General features: G+C 59.1%; 22 protein-coding genes and 1 tRNA gene. 15 read left to right on the forward strand and 8 right to left on the reverse strand.

What is annotated here, in order from left to right; all coding sequences use genetic code 11:
* Nucleotides 1-37: 37 nt before the first annotated feature.
* From BMAGN_RS05275 to BMAGN_RS05285, 3 genes are all read right to left on the reverse strand, one after another.
* Nucleotides 38-1,717 carry an alpha/beta hydrolase family protein gene (locus tag BMAGN_RS05275; protein ID WP_155802537.1) on the reverse strand — a complete coding sequence of 560 codons (1,680 nt, stop codon included), beginning with the start codon at nt 1,715-1,717 and terminating at the stop codon, nt 38-40.
* A 220-nt stretch (nt 1,718-1,937) separates the two neighbouring features.
* A complete protein-coding gene (locus BMAGN_RS05280; RefSeq protein ID WP_022860125.1) occupies nt 1,938-2,612 on the reverse strand; it encodes a DUF4125 family protein in 675 nt (224 codons plus the stop codon).
* A 53-nt stretch (nt 2,613-2,665) separates the two neighbouring features.
* Nucleotides 2,666-4,573: a DUF4037 domain-containing protein gene (locus BMAGN_RS05285; RefSeq protein WP_022860126.1), complete on the reverse strand. Its 1,908-nt coding sequence runs from the start codon at nt 4,571-4,573 to the stop codon at nt 2,666-2,668.
* Between the two features lie 234 nt (nt 4,574-4,807).
* Here BMAGN_RS05285 and BMAGN_RS05290 point away from each other — a divergent pair, with 234 nt between their 5' ends.
* Both BMAGN_RS05290 and BMAGN_RS05295 read left to right on the forward strand, forming a co-directional pair.
* The gene (locus BMAGN_RS05290) at nt 4,808-5,887 is read left to right on the forward strand and encodes an iron-containing alcohol dehydrogenase family protein (RefSeq protein ID WP_022860127.1); all 1,080 of its coding nucleotides are present in this window, start codon (nt 4,808-4,810) and stop codon (nt 5,885-5,887) included.
* A gap of 71 nt (nt 5,888-5,958) precedes the next feature.
* Nucleotides 5,959-6,756 carry a DUF1295 domain-containing protein gene (locus BMAGN_RS05295; protein WP_022860128.1) on the forward strand — a complete coding sequence of 266 codons (798 nt, stop codon included), beginning with the start codon at nt 5,959-5,961 and terminating at the stop codon, nt 6,754-6,756.
* Nucleotides 6,757-6,917: 161 nt separating this feature from the next.
* Here BMAGN_RS05295 and BMAGN_RS05300 read toward each other — a convergent pair.
* Nucleotides 6,918-6,994 (reverse strand) — tRNA-Pro (locus BMAGN_RS05300).
* Nucleotides 6,995-7,158: 164 nt separating this feature from the next.
* Here BMAGN_RS05300 and lysS point away from each other — a divergent pair.
* The 6 genes from lysS to BMAGN_RS05330 all read left to right on the forward strand — a co-directional run bounded on the left by lysS (nt 7,159) and on the right by BMAGN_RS05330 (nt 14,943).
* Entirely contained in the window at nt 7,159-8,808 is a 1,650-nt protein-coding gene (lysS, locus tag BMAGN_RS05305; protein WP_022860129.1) for a lysine--tRNA ligase, read from the forward strand.
* A gap of 163 nt (nt 8,809-8,971) precedes the next feature.
* A complete protein-coding gene (locus tag BMAGN_RS07895; protein WP_022860130.1) occupies nt 8,972-9,793 on the forward strand; it encodes a hypothetical protein in 822 nt (273 codons plus the stop codon).
* A 70-nt stretch (nt 9,794-9,863) separates the two neighbouring features.
* Nucleotides 9,864-10,805: a 1,4-dihydroxy-2-naphthoate octaprenyltransferase gene (gene menA / locus BMAGN_RS05315; protein ID WP_022860131.1), complete on the forward strand. Its 942-nt coding sequence runs from the start codon at nt 9,864-9,866 to the stop codon at nt 10,803-10,805.
* Between the two features lie 66 nt (nt 10,806-10,871).
* On the forward strand, nt 10,872-11,612 hold the full coding sequence (locus tag BMAGN_RS05320; protein ID WP_026502089.1) for a phosphoglyceromutase: 741 nt from the start codon (nt 10,872-10,874) through the stop codon (nt 11,610-11,612).
* Between the two features lie 286 nt (nt 11,613-11,898).
* Nucleotides 11,899-12,894: a zinc-binding dehydrogenase gene (locus BMAGN_RS05325; protein ID WP_022860133.1), complete on the forward strand. Its 996-nt coding sequence runs from the start codon at nt 11,899-11,901 to the stop codon at nt 12,892-12,894.
* 162 nt (nt 12,895-13,056) lie between these two features.
* On the forward strand, nt 13,057-14,943 hold the full coding sequence (locus tag BMAGN_RS05330; RefSeq protein ID WP_022860134.1) for an oleate hydratase: 1,887 nt from the start codon (nt 13,057-13,059) through the stop codon (nt 14,941-14,943).
* 79 nt (nt 14,944-15,022) lie between these two features.
* Here the strand turns inward: BMAGN_RS05330 and phoU are convergent, their stop codons facing one another.
* A complete protein-coding gene (phoU, locus tag BMAGN_RS05335) occupies nt 15,023-15,703 on the reverse strand; it encodes a phosphate signaling complex protein PhoU (protein WP_022860135.1) in 681 nt (226 codons plus the stop codon).
* A 161-nt stretch (nt 15,704-15,864) separates the two neighbouring features.
* Here phoU and BMAGN_RS05340 point away from each other — a divergent pair, with 161 nt between their 5' ends.
* Nucleotides 15,865-17,175, forward strand: coding sequence for a sensor histidine kinase (locus BMAGN_RS05340; protein WP_026502091.1), 1,311 nt, complete (start codon nt 15,865-15,867; stop codon nt 17,173-17,175).
* Between the two features lie 10 nt (nt 17,176-17,185).
* Here the strand turns inward: BMAGN_RS05340 and BMAGN_RS05345 are convergent, their stop codons facing one another.
* A complete protein-coding gene (locus BMAGN_RS05345; protein ID WP_026502092.1) occupies nt 17,186-17,449 on the reverse strand; it encodes a hypothetical protein in 264 nt (87 codons plus the stop codon).
* Nucleotides 17,450-17,592: 143 nt separating this feature from the next.
* On the opposite strand from BMAGN_RS05345, the gene manA reads away from it, so the two are divergent.
* Nucleotides 17,593-18,987, forward strand: coding sequence for a mannose-6-phosphate isomerase, class I (manA, locus tag BMAGN_RS05350; protein WP_022860137.1), 1,395 nt, complete (start codon nt 17,593-17,595; stop codon nt 18,985-18,987).
* 5 nt (nt 18,988-18,992) lie between these two features.
* Here manA and serC read toward each other — a convergent pair whose 3' ends face one another.
* Nucleotides 18,993-20,150 carry a phosphoserine transaminase gene (gene serC, locus BMAGN_RS05355; protein WP_022860138.1) on the reverse strand — a complete coding sequence of 386 codons (1,158 nt, stop codon included), beginning with the start codon at nt 20,148-20,150 and terminating at the stop codon, nt 18,993-18,995.
* 316 nt (nt 20,151-20,466) lie between these two features.
* Between serC and BMAGN_RS05360 the strand changes: the two genes are divergently transcribed.
* The 3 genes from BMAGN_RS05360 to BMAGN_RS05370 all read left to right on the forward strand — a co-directional run bounded on the left by BMAGN_RS05360 (nt 20,467) and on the right by BMAGN_RS05370 (nt 23,576).
* A complete protein-coding gene (locus BMAGN_RS05360) occupies nt 20,467-21,417 on the forward strand; it encodes a CHAP domain-containing protein (protein ID WP_026502093.1) in 951 nt (316 codons plus the stop codon).
* A gap of 173 nt (nt 21,418-21,590) precedes the next feature.
* Complete coding sequence (locus BMAGN_RS05365) at nt 21,591-22,397, forward strand: C40 family peptidase (protein ID WP_026502094.1); 807 nt, start codon at nt 21,591-21,593, stop codon at nt 22,395-22,397.
* A 168-nt stretch (nt 22,398-22,565) separates the two neighbouring features.
* On the forward strand, nt 22,566-23,576 hold the full coding sequence (locus tag BMAGN_RS05370) for a universal stress protein (RefSeq protein WP_022860141.1): 1,011 nt from the start codon (nt 22,566-22,568) through the stop codon (nt 23,574-23,576).
* Between the two features lie 90 nt (nt 23,577-23,666).
* Here BMAGN_RS05370 and BMAGN_RS05375 read toward each other — a convergent pair whose 3' ends face one another.
* Complete coding sequence (locus tag BMAGN_RS05375) at nt 23,667-24,080, reverse strand: OsmC family protein (protein ID WP_022860142.1); 414 nt, start codon at nt 24,078-24,080, stop codon at nt 23,667-23,669.
* Between the two features lie 193 nt (nt 24,081-24,273).
* Here BMAGN_RS05375 and BMAGN_RS05380 point away from each other — a divergent pair, with 193 nt between their 5' ends.
* A complete protein-coding gene (locus tag BMAGN_RS05380) occupies nt 24,274-25,074 on the forward strand; it encodes a thymidylate synthase (RefSeq protein WP_022860143.1) in 801 nt (266 codons plus the stop codon).
* Between the two features lie 49 nt (nt 25,075-25,123).
* Nucleotides 25,124-25,816 carry a dihydrofolate reductase gene (locus BMAGN_RS05385; RefSeq protein WP_022860144.1) on the forward strand — a complete coding sequence of 231 codons (693 nt, stop codon included), beginning with the start codon at nt 25,124-25,126 and terminating at the stop codon, nt 25,814-25,816.

A 25,816-nucleotide genomic window follows, 5' to 3' on the forward strand; every position in this document is an offset into this window, starting at 1 on the left:
TCTTCAGTCGCTTGCGCTCCTGAAGACGGGAACGGCATTAGAACGAGAGCACGCCGAGGAAAGTCGCGAAGAACAGCATGGCCAGCATGCAGATGGTGGCCGCGACAATGACGATCCAGTGGCCCGGCATCATGCGCTTGGGCTGATGAACGGGCTCGTCCTTGAAATGGAAGCGCGTCTTGTTGAGCAGAATACGGTCCCACATCCACGACAGCAGCACAATCGACGCGATGGCGCCAAGGCGCAGCAGCGACCAGCCCAGGTTCAACATGCCGGCGTTGTCGTCGTTCAGGCGCAATGCCGAAGTTGCCATAAGGTTGAGGTACCCGGCGCAACCGATGATCATGACAAGCGCCATAAGCACGTTGGTAACGATCAGCGTGCCCGTAATGCCCGAGAAGCGCGTGGGATGGGGCAGCCTGGTGAACTCGCGGGCGTATTGGGCCTCAAGCGCCTCGTCATGGATGGCGCAGGCGTCGTCGTAGAGTTTGCGCGCGCGGCGCATGCGTGCTGCGCGCAGCCCGTTGACCACCACAAGGCCCAGGCTGGCGAGGGCCGCTACCACCCAGGCGATCAGGCAGATGGCCACGAAGATGATGATCACGTTGATGTTGCGGATCAATCCCGGCGTGATGTGCTTGGGCGCCTTGTACTCCTGGAACGGCTGGTCGCCGGCGATCATCGGCGAAGTCCATGCGTCCGCGGAGGCGCCGGAAGAAACGATATGCACCCAGTCTTCCAGATTGTGCGTGTAATGCGGCTCCAGTGGCAAGTTCGGCAATGCGCGCGACGATCCCGTACGCATCTGGTGGTTCGTGGGGTAGTAGCGCACGCCCACATTGGTGTTGCCCACGGCGGCCGCCTCGTCGATAAGGATCTGTGCGCCCTGCTCGATGGGCATCGACGGATCAAGCGTGCCATAGTTGACGAGCAGCGGCATCGTCAGCGAGCTGTAATAGGGCTCGGGGCTGAAGTTCGCGTAGTTGAGGCCAAGCCATCCGAAGTTCATGCTCGTGATTTTTGGCACGATGCTATAGAGCGAATTGGGCACACCTGCCACGTTCAGATATTCCGTGGCGGCCATGGCGATTTGCGAACGTGGAGAGACCACGGGCGGCGAAGTGAGAATTTCGAAAGCGATATGCGGATCCTGCTTGGCCATGATCATGGCGATCCATGTGCCCTCGGATTCCGCGTACAAGCCCGTTTTGGCCGCGTCCACGCCGGGCCAGCGGCGCAGCGTGTTGAGACCCGCCTCATAGTCGACGGCGTTGGACTGGTAATCGCGCGACAGGGCCGTATAGTTGTCCAAACGCTTGTCTTGCACAAGTGTGGTAATGCCCGAAGATGCCAGCGCCGAGGCCAGATCAGCGTATACTTCCTTGGCTTTGCCCGTTCCCGCTCCGTGTACGAACACGCATGCGGGGTGATCGGTCGGAGCGCCCAAGGGTTCGCGCACAATGGCATGCGTGGTTTTGCCATCGGAAATCGTGAACGTGATATCGGTGGTCTTCACCTTGTAAGTGCCTTCGGGCGTGGGGGAGACGCCGCGCGCGGAGAACGAGGTGTCGGCGGAATTGATACGCAAGTGCTGCGCGTACGGGCGCACCTTCCAGCTCGGAGTCATGGCGACGGACAGAATGCTCAGCAGTCCGAACAACACAATCGACATGATGAGTGTCAGCTCGACTCTTTTCCAAGCATTTTGCTTACGCACAGTTGTACTTCCCGTTGGTTCGTAATATGGGGGCCGACTGTTCCATTGAGGTTCCCTTACGAGTCATGCCCATAACCGCGCGCGCATATGAAACTCGTCATAGGACGGATGTCAAGTTAGCCATATATAAACATTCGCAGTTTAAAAACCCTTCCTTAAAATATTCTTAAAGTAAAGGGGGTCACGGTGTGTTGCGGCTGGTATAACGTTTTACTAAGGCTTACTGGCAATTCTCGGCCTCGTCAAGAGAAGAAAATCCCGACATTCGTACGGTGTTCAGCACAGTTTCCTGAGTTAAATTATGACATTCATCACATAAGCGTTCGACGAACGCCGCATATTCCTCCAACGTCCGCGGTGAATATGTCGAAAGCTCTCCTCGCAAATATGTTTCGAATGACGTGGCTTGGGGCGTGTCTTCGCTGGTACGCAGCACGCGCATCGCCGAGCCCAGTTTCGGGTACCGTTTGCGGAACTCCTGCGCCCAACGTACTTGGATGGCGATGATGCGTTCCTGCAGCTCCGTGCGCTCTTCGGAAAGCTCGGGCAAGTACGGGGCGATGGCGCGTTCGTATTCGTCGGGAACGGTGGACGCCATCATGCGCGCATACTTTTCCGTGACGAGATTGCGGCCTTGCGTGTCGGCTTGCTCGAGGTCCTGCTCATAGGAGCGCAGCAGCGCGTCGGGCCATGTGGCGAACTGGCTCAAGCGCATGATGCGGAATGTGTCGTTGTCGTTCTGGCAGGCGGCGCGGCCTCCCGCGTTCGTGGTGCGCTGGAACTGGCCCCATTCCAAATCGACAATATGGTTGATGCGGTCGAGCCGCTGCTGTGCGGATTGCTCAGGCTGGGCGGATTCGGTGCGGGGCTGCTGTTCGCGGGACTGTGTGGTCATGGTGTTCCGTTCGGTGGGTGGTTGATTGGTGTGCGTGCGAGTCCGCAAAGTGTTCACAGGCTGTGCAATACGGGATCGTCTGATTCGATATGGGCTTCCACGTACGGCCGCTGGTTTTCCAGGAACACGTCGGTACTGGTGGAAAGTCCCGATTCATTGAGATACGCGACGATCATCGTGCAAATGCGTTCGATGATCGCGGCAAGTTCTTGGCGAGCGGTGTCGCCCTGCGTCTGGGGCGCGCATGCCGGGGAAGCGAGCGCCAGTGTACGCTCCAGAAGCTCGGTCACGCCCGTAAGGCGCATGCCCATGCGCCGCGAAAGTTTGCGCAAAGCGGCGAACTGCCATTTGTAATACGGCAAATATCCCGCCGTGACGGGATTGTTGCACAGGAACACGAGTGAGGAAACGGCGTTGACGAATTCCGTGACGCATAGATGCGCGGCCGAAGCGTCTTCGCGTGCCAGCATGCGGGGCAGATTCGCCTGCCCGGCCTGCGCCGCCATGCCCAACCGGCGCGAGATCAACGACAGTTGCACGTCGCGCGGCATGAGCAGGAAGGATTGGCGCGCCTTGGAGAACGCGCCTAACGGATCGGCGAAGACGCGTCCGTTTGTGGCCGCGGCGAGAGTGGCTTCACTAAGCATGAGCCACGCGTGCGGAGCATCCTGGTCCGGGGCCGCGGGATACCCGGTGATGGATTCGAAAAATGCGGGAATGGCGAATACGCCGTCGCGGCGCTGCGCCCGCGTACGCGCGGTAACCACATTTTTATGGAAGCCCAAGAAGTCTTTGGGAAGCTCCTCGTACGCCTGTTGCAACGTGGCGCCATGCTGCGCGTAATCCTCATCCGTGAGCCATAGGCATACGCGCGGATAGAAATCGTGGTCGCGCGAGATGGCGTCGTCGAATCCGTAGCATTCGGAGCCGTGGCCCACCAGGCCCGCGGCTACGCGCCCGTCAAGTTGCGGGAACCGGTCGCGCACCATGGGCTTGACCACGTCGTTCCAATACCGTTTGGACAGTTCCATTCCCGTAATGTCCTCGGGCGCGTGAGATATGGGCGTCGAGGCGTCCGGATCGCTCTCGGTATGCGCCTGGCCGGACTGGGCCAGCATCTGTTCGGTCTGCCGCAGGTTGCTTTCGGTGACGCGGTAATAGTCGGTATTGCGCCCGTAGCATTCGTCGATTACTTCCAGCGCGCGCCGGTATGCGCGTGTGGCTCCCGCGTAATCCTTTACGGCATAGCATGTCTGGGCATAGCCGGCGAGCGCCGCCGCGAAATGGGCGCTGCCCTCATGGTGGCCCTCGCGGTAAATGTCGAGCGAGGCGATGGCGTTGGCATGGGCTTGTGCGGTTTTGGCCTGTGCGGTTTCACTGTCGCCTGCTTCAGTTGCCGCATGGGCTTGGGACAGCTCTACAAGCGCAAGATTCGTGTAGGTGGAAGCCGCGTCGATATCCGCCGATTGCAAGGCGTTGTCGGCCTTGAGGATTTCCAACGCGCGTTCAAGTTCCTCTTCGGCCTGCTCCAGTCGGTTCGTCTCGCTGTAGAGCATCGACATGTTGTTGTGCAATGCGGCCAAACGCCGGTCGTAGGGGCCGTAGGTGCGTTGCGCTTGCGCGATGGCCTGCCCGTAGAGGTCTTCCGCCTGGTCGTAGTGTTGGGCCGCACGTTGGGCCGTTGCCGCGTTGATCAGCGTGCTCGTCCAAGCGTCGCTGTTCTCGATGCCTAGCTGCGAGCCGAGCTCGAGCGCCCGCTGCACGATCCACTGGTTGTCGTCATGGCGGGACTGGGAACGGTAGAATCCCATGGTTTCGTTGAGTACGGTAAGCAGCCCTTCGCGGTCTCCCGCGTTTTCGGCGTCGGCCATGGCCTGCATGAGGTAGTCGTCGGCCTCCGTCGCGGCCGCATGGCGGTTCATAATGTCGTCGAGCCCCTGCAGGAATGCGTGCACGTCCATAATTCAAACTTTCTTATCGTCGTTGATGCTTCCAATGTAGCGGATGACGGTCGGTTCTGTCGCTATTGCGTGAATTAGCAAAACCGGGGCGGGGAATCTAGAGGAAATCCGCAATAGTCCATTATTTGAAATTAAAATCTCAAATAATGAAACTGACGAACCGTTGTCATTTCGTTTGTGCCAAGGTGCCTAGCAATGTTTATTCCGCCGTAAAACGCACTAAGGAAAGCGCTTATGGCAACTTATGTTCAGGATTCGGATGTGCGTCCGGGACCCAACCGTTATGTGACACGACCGGGTGTCGCCAAGGAAGTGGCATGCTATGTGGAGGACTATGAGCACCCTGTGATTTTCACGGGTGTCAAGTCCGCCGAAGCGTTCCTCGACTACACGGGAGCACAGGACTTCTTCGCACCCGTGCTGCGCTACGACGGATCCTCCTCGGATCGTAACGCGCGCGAACTTGCCGAGCAGGCCAAAGCGTTGGGAGCCGACGCGATTGTGGCCATCGGTGCAGGCAAGCTTGCCGACACGGCGAAGAATGCCGCGCACTTCCTTGATATAGACCTCATCATTGTGCCCACGCTGGCGTGCGCCTGCGCCGCATACTCGCCATTCTCGGTCAACTACGACGACCAGCACCGTTTCCTGAACGTTCCGCTCCATCCGCGCAATAGCACGGCGCTGCTGGTGGACGCCGACCTTATCGCACGGGCGGGCGCCGACAAGCTCGTGGGCGGCATTGGCGACACGCTCGCCAAATGGTATGAATCGGAACCCGTGTTCGCGCTGGCGACCGACACCACGGTGTTCGACCGCATCGCCTACCAAGGTGCGAAACTTAGTCACGACCTGCTGCTCGAAGAGAGTGAACCCGCGCTTGAAGCCGTGCGCAAGGAAGCGTATAACGATCCGCATGTGCGTACGCTGGTCGACACGATTATCGGCGTGGCGGGCACCGTGGGCGGCTTCGGCGGCGTGCGCGCCCGCGAATCGGGAGCACACAGCGTCCACGACGGCCTGACGCGCATTGCCGGATCCACGCAAACCATGCACGGCGAGAAAGTCGCGTATGGCGTGCTCGTACAGCTGCTTGTGGAAGGCAAAGCGGACGAGGTCGCCTCGCTGCTGCCGTTCTACGACCGTATCGGCCTGCCGCACAGCTGGAAGCAAATGGGTCTCGAATTCACGCCCGACAACTTGCAAGTCGTGGCCGACTTCGCCGCGGGCCCGCAATCTCCGTTCCATGCGGCCGTTCCCGACGTTACGGCCCAGCGCGTAGTGGACGCGATGCGCCAGCTTGAACAGATGTAGCATCCGGTTCGCCGGCAGCAAGATCAACCAACGGCGCAGCGCGCGTTGACGAATTTCGTTACGCTATTGTCATGGGATTCTTCATTATATTTTTGGTTGCGCTCGCCGTATGCTCGGTCGGCTTCAAGCGCTATATCTGGTTCATTTCCATCGGGTACGGGTTCTCCGTAGCCGCCATCGGCGTGGCATTGCTCGTCATGTTCGGCGTGCAGGGGCGCCTGCATGTCATTCCCGTTATTATGGCATCGCTCGCCATAGTGTATGGATTGCGCCTCGGCGGATACCTGCTGATCCGCGAGTATCGCAGCGCCTCATACCATGACGTGATGCAAGACGCCATAGAAAACGGTTCCCGCGTCAAGGCTCCGCTCAAGATCGTCACGTGGCTTGCATGCGCACTGCTGTATGCGTGCGAGGTCTCGCCGATCCTGTTCCGGCTCGACAACAACGCCGCCAACGATGTGGTGGGCATTGTGGGCGCGTCGATTATGGGCGCGGGCATTGTGCTCGAGTCGTTCTCCGATTTCACGAAGAACAGGTTCAAGCAACGCCATCCGCATGGCTTCTGCAATGTGGGGCCCTTCAAGCTTGTGCGGTGTCCCAATTATTTGGGGGAAGTGCTGACGTGGACGGGCGTGTTCGTCTCCGGCGTCACCATATATGACGGCGCGTGGCAGTGGATCGCGGCGATCGGCGGATACTTGTGTATCGTGTGGATCATGTTTGGCGGGGCGCGCCGCCTCGAACTGCGACAGAACAAGGAATACGGGGATGATCCCGCATACCAGCATTACGCGAAACATACGCCGATTCTTATCCCGTTCATCCCGCTTTACGGCGTGGCCAATGCAAAATGGCTGATCGGGTAGGGCTCCTGAACGGATTCTTCCCGTTTTAAAACTTTCTTCTGCATTTTGAGACGTGAACCACGGCGTGTCTGTCTCAAAATGCAGAAGATATATATAGGTATATGGAAACCGAAGAAGTGCGGAAAATAAAAAAAACCGCTGATTTCTCAGCGGTTTTTTGTTGGTCGGGCTGGCGAGATTTGAACTCGCGGCCTCTTCGTCCCGAACGAAGCGCGCTACCAAGCTGCGCCACAGCCCGTTTTTTGCAACGAGTGACATATTACGCGTCTGTCGCGAATGTGCAAATCCGGCGTGTCGTTCGGGCGTGTCGCGCAGGGTTGCCGCGGTGTGGTGGGTGGGGGAAGTAGGGGGAATGAAACGGACGCCGGGCACTGTATTGCCGCCTTTGTACACTGTAGGGCTATGACTGAGACTCGTGAAGATGCACCAGAAGAGACTGCGCACGCAGCAATGAGCACCGTTGACCACGCGGAAATGTTGCTCAAGCAAGACGAAGAGATTCGCAACAAAATCAACAACGACGCCACGCTTGACGAAGCCGTGGACCCGTCCAACAGCGAATTCGGCCCCCTCGGCCATCCAGAACAGGTACAGATGCGCGTGGCCAAGCGCGCGCTCATGCTGAAGGAAGGCATGAACCCGTACCCGGTGACGCTCGACGTGACCGACACCATTGAAGACGTCCGCAAGAAGTATGACGGCAAGCTCGAAGCCGGCGAAGAAACCGAAGACGAAGTGGGCATCGCCGGACGCGTGCTGTTCATCCGCAACGCCGGCGGCCTGTGCTTCGTACAGCTGTCCGCAGGCGACGGCACGAAGATCCAGGCCATGATCTCCAAGAAGCAGATCGGCGCCGACTCCCTCAAGAAGTTCAAGCAGCTCGTGGACCTGGGCGACCACCTGTTCGTCAAGGGTCGCGTCATCGCTTCCAAGACGGGCGAACTGTCCGTGTTCGTGGACGAATGGGCCATCGCCTCCAAGGCGCTGCAGCCGCTTCCGGCCCTGCACAAGGAACTCAACGAGGACACGCGTACGCGCAAGCCCTACATCGGCATGATCGCCGACGAAAACATCCGCAACATGGTGCGCAACCGTTCCAAGGCTGTCGCCTCGCTGCGCCACACGTTCGAAAACCACGGCTTCCTCGAAGTGGAAACGCCGATGCTGCAGACGATCCACGGCGGCGCCGCGGCCCGTCCGTTCACCACGCACATGAACGCGTTCGACCTCGACCTGTACCTGCGCATCGCTCCGGAACTGTTCCTCAAGCGTTGCCTCGTGGGCGGCATCGACCGCGTGTTCGAGATCAACCGCGACTTCCGCAACGAGGGCGTGGACGCCACGCACGCGCCGGAATTCACGATGGTGGAAGCCTACGAAGCGTACGGCAACTACGACACGATCGCCAAGCTTACCAAGGAACTCATCCAGAAGACCGCCATGGACGTCTTCGGCTCGCTCAAGGTCACGCTGCTGGACGGCACCGAATACGATTTCGGCGGCGAATGGAAGACGATGAGCATGTACGATTCGCTGTCCGAAGCGCTCGGCCAGGAAATCACGCCGGAAACGGATATCGAAACGCTGGGCGCCATCGCCGACAAGCTCGGTGTGGAGCGCGACGAGGTGGAGAACCGCGGCAAGCTCGTGGAACACCTGTGGGAGCACTTCTATGAGGACAAGCTGTACGAGCCGACCTTCGTGCGCGACTTCCCGGTGGAAACCTCCCCGCTCGTCAAGGGCCACCGTTCCAAGCCGGGCGTAGTGGAAAAGTGGGATCTGTACGTGCGCGGCTTCGAGCTCGCCACGGGCTACTCCGAGCTCAACGACCCGATCGTGCAGCGTGAACGTTTCGTGGCTCAGGCCAAGGATGCGCTCGCCGGCGACGAAGAAGCCTGCGATATCGACGAGGACTTCCTCGAGGCCCTCGGCGTGGGCATGCCTCCGGCAGGCGGCATGGGCATGGGCATCGACCGTCTGCTGATCGCCCTGACGGGCGCCACGATCCGCGAGACGATCACGTTCCCGCTCGTCAAGCCGCTCGTCGGCTGACCGATTGACGCATTGATGTAGGCGGCGACTTGTCTCAAGCGAGCGAGTCGCCGCTTTTTTGCGCCATTTTTCCATTTTTTGTCTAATTTTTTCGAAAATATTCAGCAGATATTCAGACGAACGTTTCATATTGTCTTGAGAACAGTCGCCACATGAGGAGGGGATGATGGAACCGCAGCCAACGCCACGCAATAATCGACGTATTCCGACGCGATCCATTACCGTAGGGAAGCACACATACGATTCCGCGCTGATCGTAACGGTTTTGGGAGCGCTACTGACCATCGTGGGCACGTTCGCGCCGTTCGTGCAGACTTCCATGACATACGGAGCGGGTCCGGCCGGACTCAATTGGAGCGGGTTCAACGTCACGCAGACCGTGACCAAGTCCGTCAATCTCCAGGACGTGTATAGTGGCGTCGGCTGGATCGTGTGTATCGCGGCCGTCATCGTCGGCATTCTGGCCGTGGTGCGCCAGGATATGGCCGCGCTGATCGTCACCATTATCGACGACGTCGTGGTGATCTATTCGCTGGCCCGTGCGGCCGTGGAAATATCCGGTGCCGGCGGTAGTACGAACATGTACAGCATCACTTACGGATTCGGTGCGGGCGCGTGGATGCTCGTCATTGGCGCCATCGTGATGCTGATCGGCGTCATTATTGCGTACTACAACGATGTGAATGCGAAAAAGAACGGGAATCAAGCACCTATGAACAATCCTCAATATCCGGCGATGGCCATGCCCGCATCCGGTGCCGCTCAGTACATGCCGCCACAGCAGGCGGGCGGCGCACCGATGCCGCAGCAGGGCGCCGCGGCCCCGGCCCCGCAACAGGGCCGTCCCGTACCGCAGGCGGCACCGCAAGCCGCTCCCGCGGTTCCACAGGCGGCACCAACTCAGCAGCCCATGCCGCAGCCGGCGCAGCAGCCTCATCAGGCGCCGCAACAGCCGCAAACCCCTGGCGCCGAATCGCACCAGTAATCAATAACACCAGTAATCAATAACTAGGCAATAACTTGTCCGCGCCGCCCGCGCCATTTCGAGGTACATCATGAAAGCACGCGATTACATCCACGGCATGCGCTTGCGCACGCTGCCGCTTGGCATAGCCCCTGTGGCTGCCGCGGCCGCATTGTCGTACAACAATCGCGCGGATATGGCTCAGCCTTTCTCGGTTGCGCGATTCTGGATCCTCGTCGTCGCGTGCCTGTGCGTGGCCGTGTTCCTGCAAGTCGCCGCCAATTTCGCCAACGACTACTCCGACGGTGTGCGTGGTACCGACCGGCTTCGCGCCGGGGATGCGCGTTCGGAAGGTCCGCGGCGGCTCGTGGCCGGTGGCATCGCCCCCAAGCAGGTGCTTATGGCCGCGGCGGCCAACGCCACGCTCGCCTGCATTGCGGGACTCGTGGCGGTAATCCTTACGGGATACTGGTGGCTGATTGCGGTGGGCCTTGTCTGTCTGGCGGCCGCGTGGTGGTATGTGGGCGGCAAGCATCCGTACGGGTACGCAGGTTTCGGGGAAATCTCCGTATTCGTATTCTTCGGGCTCGTGCCGGTGCTGGGCACCGCATATGTGCTTACGGGCGCGCTGCGTTTTACCGACGTGTATGCGGGCGTCATTCTGGGATTCATCGCCGTGGGTGTGCTGTGCATGAACAATCTGCGCGACGAAGCCAGCGACGAACAGGCCGGCAAGCGCACATGGATGGTCATGCTGGGAGGTTCCACGGGACGCGTGGTGACGGGCATACTGCTGGGGGCCGCCATCCTGCTGATCGTACTGCCATGGTGCAACGTGGTGTTCCCGACTTTTACGCAATCATTCGGTTCGCTTGGCTGGTTTATGGCCGGTCTGCTCGCCATGATCGCGTGCCTCGACATGTTGGTGCGCGCGCTGAATGCGCTCTACCAGCGCACCTACAACGCCGCCATGCGCACCTGTTCCATAAGCGCGCTGCTATTCGCCCTCATGCTGATTTTCGCCGCGTTCTGACGGCGCTTCTCAAAAAATGTTCCTAAGCGCCGAACTTTGGGCGAACGGTGCGTTAGACTTGAGGCCATGACTTACAAACTAGTATTGCTGCGCCATGGTCAGAGCGCATGGAACAAGACGAATCAGTTCACGGGCTGGGTGGATGTCCCGCTGACGGAACAGGGTGTTGAGGAGGCCAAGAACGCCGGCCGCCTGCTCAAGGAGAAAGGCGTCCTTCCGGACATCGTGTTCACTTCCTTGCTGCGCCGCGCCATCAACACGGCCAACGTCTCCCTCGACGAAGCCGACCGCCTGTGGATCCCGGTCAAGCGCGATTGGCGCCTGAACGAACGCCACTACGGCGCTCTCCAGGGCAAGAACAAGACGGAAATCCGCGACGAGTACGGTGACGAGAAGTTCATGCAGTGGCGTCGTTCCTACGCTGTGCGTCCGCCGGAGATCGATCCGGACGATCAGTACGCACAGAACAAGGATGCCCGCTACGCCGGCGATCCGGTTCCGGAAGCCGAATGCCTGGCCGACGTGGTCACGCGCGTGGAGCCGTACTGGGAATCCGACATTGTCCCGGAACTCAAGTCCGGCAAGACCGTCATGATCGCCGCTCACGGCAACTCGCTGCGCGCCATCGTCAAGATGCTCGACGGCCTGACCGAAGAAGAGATCGCCAAGATCAACATCCCGACGGCCATGCCGCTGGTGTACGAGCTTGACGAAAACTTCAAGCCGATCAAGAAGGGTGGCGAGTACCTCGATCCTGAGGCCGCCGCCGCTGGCGCCGCCGCTGTGGCCGCCCAGGGTCAGAAGTGATCTTCGTCTGATCGCTTAGCGTCTGGTTAATACGCAACAAGGGGCCTTCCGAAAGGGAGGCCCCTTTTCTATTCTTTGGTTCTTTTGTTTGTAGGTTCTGCCTTTTGCGACAGGCACGCCGGTGTTTACGTCTCAACATGCAGAAGGAAAATCCGCAACATGTGCGCTTAGGGAAACCTGTTTTTATGCGCCATCCGCGCGTCCATAAGTTTTCTATACTTACTAGTTACTGAAATCAACCATATTCCGGGCGTGCGCGCCGCGGAAAAAGGCAAGGACAAGATTTATGGACATGATGAAGGCGTATGTGGTGCCCGACGAAGGCGCCACCAGCATTGACGATGTGCGGCTTATGGAAGTTGCCAAGCCCGCGGCGCGACCGGGCGAAGTGCTGGTCAAGGTCAAGGCCGTCGGCCTCAATCCCGTGGACTACAAGCTTGTCGCGGGCCATAATGCGGCATGGGCGTATCCGCACATCCTGGGACTCGACATGGCCGGCGTCATTGAAGAGACAGGCGAGGGCGTGGAACAGTGGAAGGTCGGCATGCGTGTGGCCGGCCATCTGAACCTCGCCAAAGACGGATGCTTTGCGCAGTATGTTTCGGTACCCACTTACGAACTGGCCGAGATCCCTGAACCCGTCACCTTTGAAGAGGCCGCCTCGCTGCTGTGCGGCGCGCTGACGGCATACCAGACGGTGGACCGCAAGCCGAACCTCAACAATGTGCAAACCGTGCTTGTGCAGGGCGGCTCGGGATCCGTGGGCGCGCTCGCCATCCAGTTCGCCCATCTGCACGGCCTGACCGTCTACACCACGGTTTCCACGCGTTCGCTCGATTTTGTGGGCAAGCTCCATCCGGAAGCCGTGATCGACTATACGAAGGAAGACGTGGCCGCCCGTGTGGCCGAACTCACCAACGGTCACGGCGTGGACCTCATTATCGACACCGTTTCTGGCGCGAGCGCCCAAGCCGATTTCGAGATGCTCGCCTATAACGGCCAGCTTGTCACGATTGTGGGCGTGCCGACGCCGGATCCGTCCCGCATGTTCGCCAACGCCTGGTCCATGGATGTGGTCAACTTGGGTGGCGCCCACGAAAGCGGCAATCCCGAGCAAAAGCGCGATCTGGGACAGATGGCCACGGAAGTGCTCATGCTCATGGCCAATAAGGAAATCGATCCGATGATCGGTTCCGTCATGCCGTTCGACCGTCTGCTGGAAGGCCTGCACGAGCTGCAGGATCACCGTTCGCTCGGCAAGATCGTGGTCACGGTGGAGTAGCCACGACATCCGGACCTTTGCGCGATATGCAAAATGCTGCGCATATATATGGGTCCGTGTCGGTAAAACGGGGCGGCTTCATGGCTGGTAGAGAACGTTTTAAGCGTTTGCCCAGCCTTGCCGCCCCACAATGGTGGTGTTCATCCCAATCAAGGAGACGCCATGTATTATTCGGCTGGAAATTATGAAGCGTTCGCCCATCCACAAAAACCGGAGGGCATGGAACACAAGCAAGCCTATATTGTCGGCACGGGTCTGGCCGCGTTGACGGCCGCGTTCTATCTCGTGCGCGACGCGCAGATCCCGGGCAAGCATGTCCACATATTCGAAAAGGACTCGCTGCCGGGTGGCGCCCTGGACGGCGCCTATATTCCGGGCAAAGGCTATGTGATGCGCGGCGGCCGCGAAATGGACAACCATTTTGAAGTCATGTGGGACGTGTTCCGCGACGTGCCGTCCATTATGGATTCCAAGCATTCCATGCTTGACGAATACTACTGGCTCAACAAAGAGGACCCCAACTATTCCAAGTGCCGCGCCACACGCTCCCGCGGACAGGACGCCCACACGGACAACAAATTCAATCTTTCCGACAAGGCGTGCAAGGAAATCCTCGACCTGTATTTGGCGACGGAAGAGGAAACCTACAACAAGAAGATCACGGACTATTTCGACGACGAGGTCCTCACGTCGAATTTCTGGCTGTACTGGCGCACGATGTTCGCGTTTGAAAACTGGCATTCCGCCACGGAAATGCGCCGCTATCTGCACCGGTTCATTCACCATATCGGCGGACTGCCAAACTTCAGCGCCTTGCGTTTCACTCGTTATAACCAGTATGAATCGATGATTCTGCCGCTCGTCAAGTATCTGAAACATGCGGGCGTCCAGTTCCACTACAACACCAAGGTGGACGACGTCACGTTCAAGATCGGCGGCGGCGACGGTCCCGTCAGGCCCAACACGGGAACCGGCATGGACGAAATCCAGCGCGCACAGGCGGAAAACGGCGCCTTCCCGCGTAATCCGCTCAGCACTCCCGTCAAGAAAATGGCCGACACTTTCGTCTATACGGGCAAAAAGGGCCAGCACACGGTGCAGCTGACCGAAGACGACTTCGTGTTCATCACGAACGGCGGTTGCGTGGAGAACACCACGGAAGGCGACCAGCATACCGCCGCAGGCTTCAACGATACGATCAAGCCGGGCAACGGTTGGGACATGTGGCGCAGGATCGCCAAAGTGGACCCGAGCTTCGGACACCCCGACAAGTTCATTTACGATCCGCAAAAGACGAAGTGGATGAGCGCCACCGTAACCACTTTGGACATGGAAATTCCGCCGTACATCGAGCGCATTTGCCAGCGTGACCCGTTCTCCGGACACACCGTTACGGGCGGCATCGTGACCGTGGAGGATTCCAACTGGCTTATGAGCTGGACCGTCAACCGCCAGCAGCAGTTCCGCAAGCAGCCCAAGGACCAGATTTCCGTATGGGTGTACGGATTGTTCCCGGACAAGCCCGGCAACTACGTGCGCAAGCCGATGCAGGAGTGCACGGGCGAGGAAATCTGCGAGGAATGGCTCTACCATCTGGGCGTCCCGGACGACCAGATCAAGGAGCTCGCCGAAAAGCACGCCAACTCCGTGCCCGTGATGCTGCCGTTCATCGACGCGTTCTTCATGCCGCGCGAAGCCGGCGACCGTCCGGACGTGGTGCCTGACGGCGCCGTGAATTTCGCGTTCATCGGCGAGTTCGCGGAAACCGCGCGCGACACGATTTTCACCACCGAATATTCCATGCGTACGGGCATGGAAGCCGTGTACACGCTGTGCAATGTGGACCGTGGCGTGCCGGAAGTATGGAATTCCGAATACGACGTGCGCGACATGATGAACGCCGCCGTCAAACTGCGCGACGGCCAGCCCATCACCACGATGGACGCCAACCTGTTCGAAAAGGCCGCGTTCCATGCGCTGATCAAGGAAACTTCGGGCACCGAAGTGGAGCAAATGCTCAAGGTCTTCGGCGTCCTTCCGCGCGAGTAACGCACTTTACATAGCGAAAAGCGGTACATGCCAATGGCATGTACCGCTTTGTTATGCGCTGTGGCGACTGTGCCAACCGTCAGTCGATGTCGGTGCCTTCGTCACGGCCCGGCTCCTTGGCCGGGTCGAAACCCGACACGATGTAGATCACGCGGCGCGACGCGGATACGGCATGGTCGCCGAGGCGCTCCATGAAGCGGCCGATAAGCACCACATCCATGATCTGCTGATGCGTCACCTGCCAGTCGTCCGACTGGGCCATGCGCATCGTCTTCAAATGCAGCTCGTCAAGCTTGTCGTCTTCGCGGATAATCGATTCGGCCGTGGCCACATCGCGGTCAGCCAGCATCGTGACGAGACGGTCCGCCGTCACGTCGAGGAAATCCTGCATGGCGTTGAACGTGTCTTGCGCGTCGGCCGGAATCGGGCTGTTCGGATACGTGCGGCGCGCGGCCTGGGCGATGTGGCGCGCCAGGTCGCCCATGCGTTCGAACGTGATCGACAGGCGCATCGTGGCCACCACTACGCGCAAGTCGATGGCGACAGGGTTCTGGCGCGCCAGCAGGCGTACGCACTGGTCCACAATGCTGCCGGCAAGCTTGTCGGTTTCCACATCGCCGTCGATTACGGACTGCGCCACTTCAATATCCTGGTTGCGCAGCGCCTCGCCGGCCCCGTGGATGGCGTCGCGAACGTTGCGCGCCATGCGGTCAAGATCGTCGGCCACCGCTTTAAGTTCCTCGTTAAAAATGACGCGCATGTTGCGTCCTCCTCCGTAAGCTGCGGATCTGTGTCAGTTACTGTCCCAGTGTAGAAGATGACGTTCCTTTACCCAACTTTGCGCACCGATTATTCACCTTGAGCCGTAGCGGGGGGCCCGTTGGGGAACCGGTGCGGCGGATCCGTGCGACAATAGTGCCTATGACTTCTTCGCTCGCTTCCACACTCGTGTTCGTCGCGTTCGCGTTGCTCGTGCTCGTCGCCGTCATCGGGATTCTCGTATATGTGTATGGCTTGGTGGCCCCGCTTATTTCCCGCACGTTCGGCGGCGTTTCGTTCATGGATACGCTGGATCGCTGGACCTCCCGCCTGCGCCGCCGCAAAGATGACGATGACGACGACGATGAGGATGAGGACGATCTTGACGATTCCACGGCCGCACTGCTGTCGATGATGCACGGATCGTCGGTGGTTGTCGACGAATCGGACGAAGTGGTGCGCGCCAATCCCGCCAGCTACCGGCTGGGAGTTGTACAGGACGATATGGTCGTCGTTCCCGAAATCCGGCGCGCCATAGAGACGGTACGCAAGCAGGGCGGCCGTATTGAACTGTCCGTCACCACGGCGACGCCCCCGCTGTACATGGCGCCCACCGATTTCGAATACGACTCGATTTCCAGCGAACAGGCGGCCGAGGAGAACCGCAAGCGCGCGCAAGTGCGCATGGTGACCGTCAGCCGTCCCAACTGGCTCAACGTCGTGGTCGGCAGAATCAATGAACGTTTCGTGGTCGTCATGATCGACGATCAGAGCGAGTCGATCCGTTTCGCACAGACGAGAGACGACTTTATTGAAAACGTGTCCCAGCAATTGCTCAAACCGGGCGCGGAACTGTTGCGTCTGTCGGATGCGCTGGAACGCGGGGGACTGAGCCAGGAACAGATCGCCAAAGACGCGCGCGCCGTACGCAGGTCCACGATGCACGTCGACCATCTTGTCTCCGACTTGCTGCTGCTGATCAAAGCGCAGGAGCCGATCGCGCCAAGCGCCGCCAACCTCATTACGGTGTTTGACCAGGTGCGCGCAGCCGTCAAACGTTTGGCCGATGTGGCGCGCGAACGTCACGTGAATGTGACGGTCGGCGGCGACGAAAGCGTGCAGATCCACGGTGACGACGACCAGATTGTGCAGGCGCTCGCCGAACTGGTGGATAACGCCATCGAATACTCGGATGCGGGAAGCACGGTATCCGTGTCCGTGGCACGTTCCAAGGATCGCACGCATGTGCTTGTGCGCGTCATCGACACGGGCAAAGGCATCCCCCACGACGAACAGGACCGCATTTTCGAACGTTTCTTCCGCGGATCCAACCAAAGCGAACGCACGGGAGACGGCGTGGGCCTGGGTTTGGCCATCGTCAAACACGTGGCGCTTACCCATCGCGGCAGCGTAAGCGTATGGAGCCGGCCGGGGCAGGGCAGCACATTCACGCTTATGCTCCCGGTGGCGTAAAAAAAGAAGGCTAGTCGTCGGCGCCCAAGCGGCGGTAATCCCAACGGTCGAAGAATTCCCAGATCAGCAGGCAGATGCCGGCGGCCGTGCCGAACGCGCAGATTTGCACTTTGACGAGCATGTGGCCGAATCCGAGGAACATGAGGATGCTGCATATGATCAGCGCAAGCGCCCACAACGCCGTTCCAGCCATGAACACCTTGCGCAAGTCGACCTGAACTGGTTTGGGGGCGGGACGACGATGGCTGGGATCATAGATGGGGGCGAACTTCATGGTGTTCACCATAACGCACGGTGTGGCCGGATGGGGCCGCGTTCGTTGAGCGGTAAACGAAGCTCGCAAGCCCGACTATATTTACATAAGATACGGTGTCTTGGGGCACATACCAACGTACATTTTTCCGGAGGGCAGTCGTCGTGTATACGATCCATCCAGTCGCCATGCATTACGCGTGGGGCTCGTATGACCGTTTACAGCGCATGTTCCACCTTCCCGAGACCGCTTCGAAACAGCCGCTGGCGGAAATGTGGTTTAGCGGGCATGAGCAGGCGCCGTCGCTTATCGACATTCCGCGTGGCGCCCAGCATGACGGCTACGCGCAACGTGTGCCGCAAGCCATAGTCAACAATCCCGAGCAGATGGTGGGAGTACGCGGATCCAATGAATTCGGACCCGTATTGCCATTCCTGTTCAAAGTCATTTCCGCGCGCGAGCCGCTTTCGCTGCAAGTTCATCCCGTGGGATTCCAAGCACGCGCGGGATTCCATGAGGAAAACGTGCTCGGCATTCCGTTGACCGATCCGCGTCGCTCGTTCAAAGACATGAACGAGAAAAGCGAAATGGTCGTGGCCTTGGAACAGTTCCGGGCCAGTGTGGGGTTCGCAAGCCGTTCCTTCGCGCTCAAGAACCTTTCGGCGCTCGCCAATCCCGTGGCGCAGCGCATGGCACGCGCCTTGCAGCCGTCCCTATGGCATGCGGATTCGCGCGACTTCGCGCAAGCCGACGCCATGATGCCGGCCAAATCGGTGACGTGGTCCCCGGCGCGCAAAGCCGTGTTCCGCGCGTTCCATACGGCCGTCACGAGCGCAAGTGAAGTAAGCAATAGTGAACTCGTTCAGGATCTGCTGCAGGCCCAGTCGCAGTTCACCGCCCATCCGCGCAACCATATGGCGTTCGATTTCGCAATCCGCGCCGCGCAAAGCTTCCCCGACGACATGAGCGTACTCGCGCTGCTCATGATGAATCCGTTGACGTTGGAAGAAGGCGAATCCGTCTATATAGAGGCCGGCATGCCGCACGTCTATATCCAAGGCACGGGAGCGGAAATCATGACGAATTCCGACAATGTGCTGCGCGCCGGCATGACCGTCAAACACAAGGATCTTGGCCATTTCTTGGAGGCGCTCAATTGCAAGCCCGGTATGCCTCTTGACCCCTCGGACGCGCATATTGGAACGCTGACCAAACGTTCCATGGTGTTCTACCGGCCGCAAGTGCGCGAATACATGCTCGTGTACGGGCATGTGGACGCGGCTCAGGGATCGTGGCCCGTAATGGATGCGCTCACCAGGCACTATGACAAATTGGTGCAGCAAGTTAGCGGCCGCAATGTGGTGCCGCACTTGGGCCCGCGCGTGGTGTTGTGCACGCAGGGCGCCGTGCTGTGTGTCACGGAACGCGACCGGCGCGTGCTGCGTCAAGGTGAAGCCGTGTTTGTGCCGGCGGACGACGGCTGGGGCAGCGTGGAACCCGTTGACGACGGTTCGGCCGCCGCCAACGGATCATATATCGTGGCTTCCACGCCGTTCTAGGCAGTTCAGCTGTTCATGAGCAGCTGGCGCGCCACATAGTCGATGCAATGCGTCAACTGCGCCACGTCGCGCGTTTGTACATTGGGGAATACGCCGACGCGCAACTGGTTACGCCCAAGCTTGCGATACCCAGACACATCCACAATGCCGTTGGTGCGCAAGGCTGCCAACACATCGCTGTCGTGCAGATCCTCCACCAGGTCGACGGTGACCACGGAGTTGGACCGCGCCGCGGGATCCTCCACAAAAGGATTGGCAAACGAAGACGCTTCAGCCCAGGTGTACAGCAGTTGCGCGTTGTCCGCGCAATGCTTGGACGACCATGCCAAACCGCCCTGCTCGTTCAGGTAACGCACCTGATTGTCCAGCAGCAGCAGCGTGCTGAGCGACGGGGTGTTCAGCGTCTGGTTCTTGCGCGAATTCGTGATGGCGCTTGTCAGCGACAGGAACGGCGGAATCCAGCGCTCGCCATGCGCGCATTCCAGCGTTTCCCCGATATGGAACGCGCGCTCCACGGCGGCGGGGGAGAGGATGGCGATCCATAGGCCGCCTTCGGAGCCGAATGCCTTTTGCGGGGAAAAGTAGTAGATGTCGGTTTCGGAAATGTCCACGGGAAGTGCGGCCGCGGCGCTCGTGGCGTCGACTACTGTAAGCGCGCCTGCTTCCCGGCTGCCCGGGACGCGCCGCACGGGAGCCGCCACACCCGTGGACGTCTCGTTGTGCGCCCAGCAGTATGTGTCGGCCTCGGGCGTGAAGTCGGGGATACGGTAGGTGCCGGGAGCCGACTCATAAATCACGGGATCGTTGAGAAATGGCGCGGAGACTATGGAAGTGGCCATTTTCTGGGAAAACGACCCGTAGACGCCTACGGCCGCGGTGCGCGTGATGACGTTTGCGCAGATCACATCCCAGAACGCGCTCGCGCCGCCATTGCCGAGTACCGCTTCGTACCCGTCGGGAATATGGAAAAATTCCGATAGCCCTTCACGGATGGAACCGACCACATTTTTTACGGGATCCTGACGATGCGACGTGCCCAGCAACGTACGCCCCGCCGCGCTCAGCGCATCGATTTGGGCCGGACGGATCTTGCTGGGGCCCGAACCGAAGCGGCCGTCTTGCGGCAGCAAATCGTGCGGAATAATAATGTCTGTTGGATTCATAGGCCACCACTATAGAGGAGTCGCGCCGCAATCGGGCGGCTTTGATTGAAAAAATCGTTTCGACGATTGGTGCGGTGCACATCAAATCGAACGTGATTATTTCGTGAATTCTATATTTCTCCGACAATTCCGTAAAATGTCGGAAAAATATTGATTTTTCAACACTTTTACCGGAATTATGCCAGTACAAATTCGGTGAATTTTTTGTGGTCGATGTGCACTTTGGGCCAACCATGATGTAACCTAAGAAATCGTGACTGTTTGCGCGGAGAAAACCGTGCTTGAAAAACGAACTATTTGAGGAGTGATTTACGGTATGAAGCATGCAGCCCCAAAAACCCATAAGGGCAATGGCGCTTCTAGCCTAGCGAATGCACTATTTCAAAGCTCGTCGGCGCGCGGTACTTCTCGCCATGGCGCGCATGCGGCTGTCGCAGTGGCCCCGATGAACGGCATCGCCGCCCTCGACGCAGCCGTATTGGAGAAAATCAACGAAGTCGTGCCGCGCACGCGTCGATCCATTCGCGAATCCGCACGCGCCGCACAGCGTCGTCATACCATTCTTACTTCCACGTCGCTGGCCGCTTTGGTAGGCACCGCAGCGACGGGCATCGCGTTCGCCAATACGCAGGACATGTCGTCCATGGCCCTGCCGGAAAACGAAACCACCACGACGCAGATGACGCGCATCACCCCGGAAGCGGCCTCCCGCTCCGAGGCGCGTGAAGCGCTCGTGGCCGACAATGTTCAGGCCACTTCGAATGACGGCGACTGGAGCCTCGGCTCGTCGAACACCGTTTCGGACACCGACGCCATGAGCAAGTCCATCGCCAACAACCCGCAGATCGCCAAGCGCATGTCCGCGGACACCAACGTGTTGCCTGCCGGTTTCAACCCGAACCATGCCACGGGCGATACGGGCAACGCGTATCCGTACGGCCAGTGCACGTGGTGGGCGTATACGCGTCGCGCGCAGCTTGGCCTGCCGACGGGTTCCTACTTCGGCAACGCGCAGAATTGGGCGGCTTCGGCTTCCGCACTCGGATATTGGGTGGATCACACGGCCCGTGAAGTGGGCGATGTGGTCATGTTCTCTCCCGGCCAGGCCGGCGCCAGCGGCGTCTATGGCCACGTCGCCGTGGTGGAGAAGGTCAACTCCGACGGATCCGTGGAAATCTCCGAATCCAACGCCAAAGGTCTTGGCGTGATCTCCAACCGTACGTTCTCCGCCACGGAAGCGGCCCAGTTCACGTACATCCACTACTGATATCGACTTTCCAGTTGTCGTCGAACGTTCGATTGCATACCGGTATGTGAGCGTTTCGTGACGATTCTTCCTAGCGGCGAACGTTCGGACAACTAAAGAACCATTGATTTTATTGACTTTTGCAGGATTTCTTGAATTTTAGTGGTTCATGCATCTTGCTACCGTATTACGTGATGAATATGAAGAAACGATCTTTTTCTCTAGTAACCGCCACGGTTGCAGCAGCGTTGGCTCTTACCACCGCCGCTCCTATGGCGTTTGCCGACAACAACACGGCGTCGAATGGCGCTGTAGCGGTAAGCCGTTCCTTCCCCAAGGTGAACACCGCAAAGGCGAACCTGTTTGCAGAGGCTACTTCCACTACGGTCAATGGTGACTCGAACTGGGGTGGCATTGAATCGCTCAATGTTCCTCAGACGCAGTCCACCGCCGAAAAGGAAGCGGAAGCCGCCGCCCAGGCTAAGGCTGAAGCCGAGGCTCGCGCCCAGGCACAGGAAGAGGCTGCTGCTGCGGCCAGCCGTTCGCATGCACGTGAAGATACGGCTGCCACTGCCGATACCGCCGCCAATACCGGCGCGAGCGCGGGTACGGCCGCTGCGGCCGCTCCCGTGGCGCCGCAAAGCGGCAACGGCGCAGCTCTTGCCGCCTTCGCCCAAGGTTATGTTGGTACACCATACGTGATGGGCGGTAATACGCCATCTCCTGGCTGGGATTGCTCCGGTTTCGTCCAGTGGGTATTCTCTCAGTTCGGCATTTCGCTGCCGCGTACCTCCGGCGAGCAGGCCATGGTCGGCACAGCCGTTCCGAGCCTTGCGCAGGCCCAGCCTGGCGACATTATCGCCAACGGCGCCCACGCCGCCATCTATATTGGCAACGGCATGGTCGTCAACGCGCTGAATCCGTCCGATGGCACGCAGATTACCGCTGTCGCGGCGACTTCCACGCTGCAGGGCGGCTACTCGATTCGCCGCGTGCTGTAAACCGGCGCGAACCTTAATATGCATCAAACGCACCCTTCGGGGTGCGTTTTTGTTTAGTTCTTGAAAATATTTGGTATTGATTCATATCCAACGCTTGGCATTCGCGGTAAGGTAAGGGTAGTAACCGACGTAATGATGCGTATGGAAAGCATTGAATAGGAGGTTTCCATGGTGAACGAGAAAACGATTCTTGTCGGTGTGGACGGATCCCATGCAAGCTACAAGGCAACCTGGTGGGCGGCCAATTACGCCAAGCATATGGGCATGTCGCTGCAGATTGTGTGCGCATACTCATTGCCCAGCTATGCCGCCGTATCCTTCGATGCCACGTATACCGCTATGGATGACGACACCGTAGCCCATAGCGACGCGCAAGAGATTCTTTCCAAGGCCAAGGCCATCGCCGACGAACAGGGCGTGGTGGCGCAAACGCTGATTGTGACGGGAGACCCGTCCAGCGTGTTTGTGGAACTGTCACGCAACTACAACCTCATCGTGATCGGCAACCGCGGCAAGGGAGGCCTGGCGGAACGACTGCTGGGCACCACGAGCTCGAGCTTGCCCGCGTACGCCTACTGCCCGATCGTGGTGGTGCCGTACATGGACAGCGAAGGCAACATGCTGCACCTGAACAACATCGTGACGAAGGTGGCCGTAGGCTCCGACGACACGAAGTGGGGTCTGGCCGCCCTCGAAAAGAGCGCTCAGTTCGCCCACAATTGGGACGCCGAGCTCGACGTGATCTCCGTGGTGCCGGATTCCGTGGATGTGGACGATCCGCAGGCCGCCGCCCCGTACATGACCACGCTCAACGAGCGTTTGGCCCCGATCGAGAGCAAGTATCCCACGCTGAAGATCCACAAGACGCTCGTGCCGGGCAATCCGGTACGCGCGTTGACGCACGCCAGTCGCGACCACGACATTGTGGTGGTGGGCTCGTGCGGACGAGGTGGCCTGTCCGGACTGCTGTTCAACTCGACAAGCCAGGGCCTGCTGCAGCATTCGGTCGCTCCTGTATACGTGGTGCCGCGCCGCTTTGTGGAGCACGCCCGTCCGGAGGAAGTGGTGGAAGCCGTCGAAATGGGCGAACTCGTAATGGAGATGCCCGTGGAAAAGGCCGACGTCGAAGTCATTCGTGAAATCGACGTGGCGATTGATCCGGAACGCGACGACAAGTAAAACAAGTAACCTATGCAAAACGCCTTGCGCGGGTTTCCTGCGCAAGGCGTTTTACTATGTGATGCGGCGGCACCGCAGCATCGGCCGAATTTAGTGGCGCACCGTGATGTCCATGCGGACAGGGGTTTCCTGTTCGTAGGTGTGCATGACCGTGCAGCCCTTCTTGATGTGCGCTTCAATGCGCTTGGCGAGCTTTTGGGCGTCTTCCGCGTCCAAGGAAGAGTCGAGGGTGTCAACTACCACGTGTTCATCAAAACTCACGTAGGAGTCGGTTTCCGGGTCGTAGGAGCCTTCCACAAAAATTTTGGCGCCCTTGCCTTCGCCCAAGGTCGTCTCCACCGCAAACTGGCTGGACAGGCCTGCGCATCCCGCCAACGCCACGCGCATGAGGTCGCCCGGCGTGAACTGGCCGCGGTCGTGGCCGAACTTGATGTGGGCGCCTTCGTCGCTGAAAGCGTCCCAAGAGCCGTCTTTGTTGCGTTCTACCCAAATGCGTTTCGCCATAGGTATCTCCTTTGTCGGTTCAACAAACAATGCCTTCATCGTACGGCATGGTTGTAGAGAACCCAAGTAATTTTGCCGGAACGAGTAGTTCCGTTCTTACCCGATCTTTATACTAGGGGGCATGCCTTTGACTGTTCAAGACCTTGCAGATATCCGCAGCCAAGTACCTGCGCGCCCTGACACCGACGTTCCCATGCCTTATGAGGACTTGCTCCGCAAGATTCTCATGGAAGGCGCATTGAAGAATGACCGTACGGGAACGGGAACCATCTCATTATTCGGTCAACAAATGCGATTTGATTTGAGCAAAGGATTCCCGCTGCTCACTACGAAACGCGTCTTTTTCAAGGGCGTTGCGTACGAATTGCTATGGTTCCTCAAAGGCTCCGGCAATATCAATTGGTTGCTTGAGAACAACGTGCATATCTGGGACGAGTGGGCCGACGAAAACGGCGACTTGGGCCCCGTGTACGGCGTGCAGTGGCGCAGCTGGCCCGCGCCCACGCCCGAGGACCCCGATCGTACGATCGATCAGATCACGAACGTGCTCAATATGATGAAAACCAATCCGGACTCGCGCCGCATGGTGGTAACGGCGTGGAACCCGGCCGAGGTCGAGAGCATGGCGTTGCCGCCATGCCACGCGTTGTTCCAGTTCTATGTCGCGGACGGCAAACTCAGCTGCCAGCTGTACCAGCGTTCATGCGACATGTTCCTGGGAGTGCCGTTCAATATCGCTTCCTATTCGCTGCTCACCATGATGATGGCGCAGCAAGCCGGATTGGAACTGGGGGAGTTCGTATGGACGGGCGGCGATTGCCATATCTATGACAATCATATTGACCAGGTGCTCACGCAGTTGGGGCGTGAGCCGTACCCGTATCCGACCATGAAAATCCGCAAGGCCGATTCGTTGTTCGACTATACGTACGACGATTTCGAAATTGTCGATTATCGGTACCATCCCACCATTAAGGCCCCGGTTGCGGTCTGAGCCACACAATAGACTGTGAGCCGACTAAAGATTTCAAGGAGTGAAAGAAATGGAGCACGATAGTAGCCGCAGTGGCTATCACGAACCCGAGCCCGGATTTGCCGGGCAGGAAGATCTCGAGGACGATTGGGGAGACGATTTTCCCAAGACGTTTTCGATCAATCTCATTTGGGCGCAGGGCGTTGATATGTTGGGACGCTCGGGCGCCATTGGATTCGACGGCGGCATGCCGTGGCATCTTTCGGAAGATATGCGTCGTTTCAAGGAACTGACGGTCTCGCATCCTGTGATTATGGGACGCAAGACGTGGGAATCGCTTCCAAAGAAGTCGCGACCGCTGGAAAGCCGTGACAATATCGTGGTGTCGCGCAATCCGGAGTATGTGGCCCCGGGTGCGAGCGTGGTAGATAGCGTGGACGACGCGTTGGACCTGGCCCGTCAGGAAGCGATTCCGGACGACGGCCTGGATCGCAGCGAAATTTGGGTGATTGGCGGCGCACAGCTGTTCGAGGAGACGCTTCCTTTCGCCACCAAGCTGTATGTGACGCAGATCGACACGCAAGTTGAAGCGGACACCTATGCTCCGGATCTGGACCGGCTGTTGGCGAGTGGCCAGTGGGAGTTGACCGAACGTACGGGCTGGAAGACTCCAGAACGTACGGGAGACTCGTCGATCCGCCGGTACCGCTTCCTCACTCTTGAGCGTCGCGGTTCGCGGGACGAGGATCTTGAGGAAGAATAA

Origin of the sequence: Bifidobacterium magnum, assembly GCF_000741255.1 — a bacterium.
In the GTDB taxonomy this organism is placed as follows: domain Bacteria; phylum Actinomycetota; class Actinomycetes; order Actinomycetales; family Bifidobacteriaceae; genus Bifidobacterium; species Bifidobacterium magnum.

Excerpts from the sequence above, each read along its gene's own strand:
- BMAGN_RS05280 (WP_022860125.1), bottom strand. The coding sequence starts at position 2,612 with ATGACCACACAGTCCCGCGAACAGCAGCCCCGCACCGAATCCGCCCAG.
- BMAGN_RS05285 (WP_022860126.1), bottom strand. The coding sequence starts at position 4,573 with ATGGACGTGCACGCATTCCTGCAGGGGCTCGACGACATTATGAACCGC.
- BMAGN_RS05290 (WP_022860127.1), top strand. The coding sequence starts at position 4,808 with ATGGCAACTTATGTTCAGGATTCGGATGTGCGTCCGGGACCCAACCGT.
- BMAGN_RS05295 (WP_022860128.1), top strand. The coding sequence starts at position 5,959 with ATGGGATTCTTCATTATATTTTTGGTTGCGCTCGCCGTATGCTCGGTC.
- lysS (WP_022860129.1), top strand. The coding sequence starts at position 7,159 with ATGACTGAGACTCGTGAAGATGCACCAGAAGAGACTGCGCACGCAGCA.
- BMAGN_RS07895 (WP_022860130.1), top strand. The coding sequence starts at position 8,972 with ATGATGGAACCGCAGCCAACGCCACGCAATAATCGACGTATTCCGACG.
- menA (WP_022860131.1), top strand. The coding sequence starts at position 9,864 with ATGAAAGCACGCGATTACATCCACGGCATGCGCTTGCGCACGCTGCCG.
- BMAGN_RS05320 (WP_026502089.1), top strand. The coding sequence starts at position 10,872 with ATGACTTACAAACTAGTATTGCTGCGCCATGGTCAGAGCGCATGGAAC.
- BMAGN_RS05325 (WP_022860133.1), top strand. The coding sequence starts at position 11,899 with ATGGACATGATGAAGGCGTATGTGGTGCCCGACGAAGGCGCCACCAGC.
- BMAGN_RS05330 (WP_022860134.1), top strand. The coding sequence starts at position 13,057 with ATGTATTATTCGGCTGGAAATTATGAAGCGTTCGCCCATCCACAAAAA.
- phoU (WP_022860135.1), bottom strand. The coding sequence starts at position 15,703 with ATGCGCGTCATTTTTAACGAGGAACTTAAAGCGGTGGCCGACGATCTT.
- BMAGN_RS05340 (WP_026502091.1), top strand. The coding sequence starts at position 15,865 with ATGACTTCTTCGCTCGCTTCCACACTCGTGTTCGTCGCGTTCGCGTTG.
- BMAGN_RS05345 (WP_026502092.1), bottom strand. The coding sequence starts at position 17,449 with ATGAAGTTCGCCCCCATCTATGATCCCAGCCATCGTCGTCCCGCCCCC.
- serC (WP_022860138.1), bottom strand. The coding sequence starts at position 20,150 with ATGAATCCAACAGACATTATTATTCCGCACGATTTGCTGCCGCAAGAC.
- BMAGN_RS05360 (WP_026502093.1), top strand. The coding sequence starts at position 20,467 with ATGAAGCATGCAGCCCCAAAAACCCATAAGGGCAATGGCGCTTCTAGC.
- BMAGN_RS05365 (WP_026502094.1), top strand. The coding sequence starts at position 21,591 with ATGAATATGAAGAAACGATCTTTTTCTCTAGTAACCGCCACGGTTGCA.
- BMAGN_RS05370 (WP_022860141.1), top strand. The coding sequence starts at position 22,566 with ATGGTGAACGAGAAAACGATTCTTGTCGGTGTGGACGGATCCCATGCA.
- BMAGN_RS05375 (WP_022860142.1), bottom strand. The coding sequence starts at position 24,080 with ATGGCGAAACGCATTTGGGTAGAACGCAACAAAGACGGCTCTTGGGAC.
- BMAGN_RS05380 (WP_022860143.1), top strand. The coding sequence starts at position 24,274 with ATGCCTTATGAGGACTTGCTCCGCAAGATTCTCATGGAAGGCGCATTG.
- BMAGN_RS05385 (WP_022860144.1), top strand. The coding sequence starts at position 25,124 with ATGGAGCACGATAGTAGCCGCAGTGGCTATCACGAACCCGAGCCCGGA.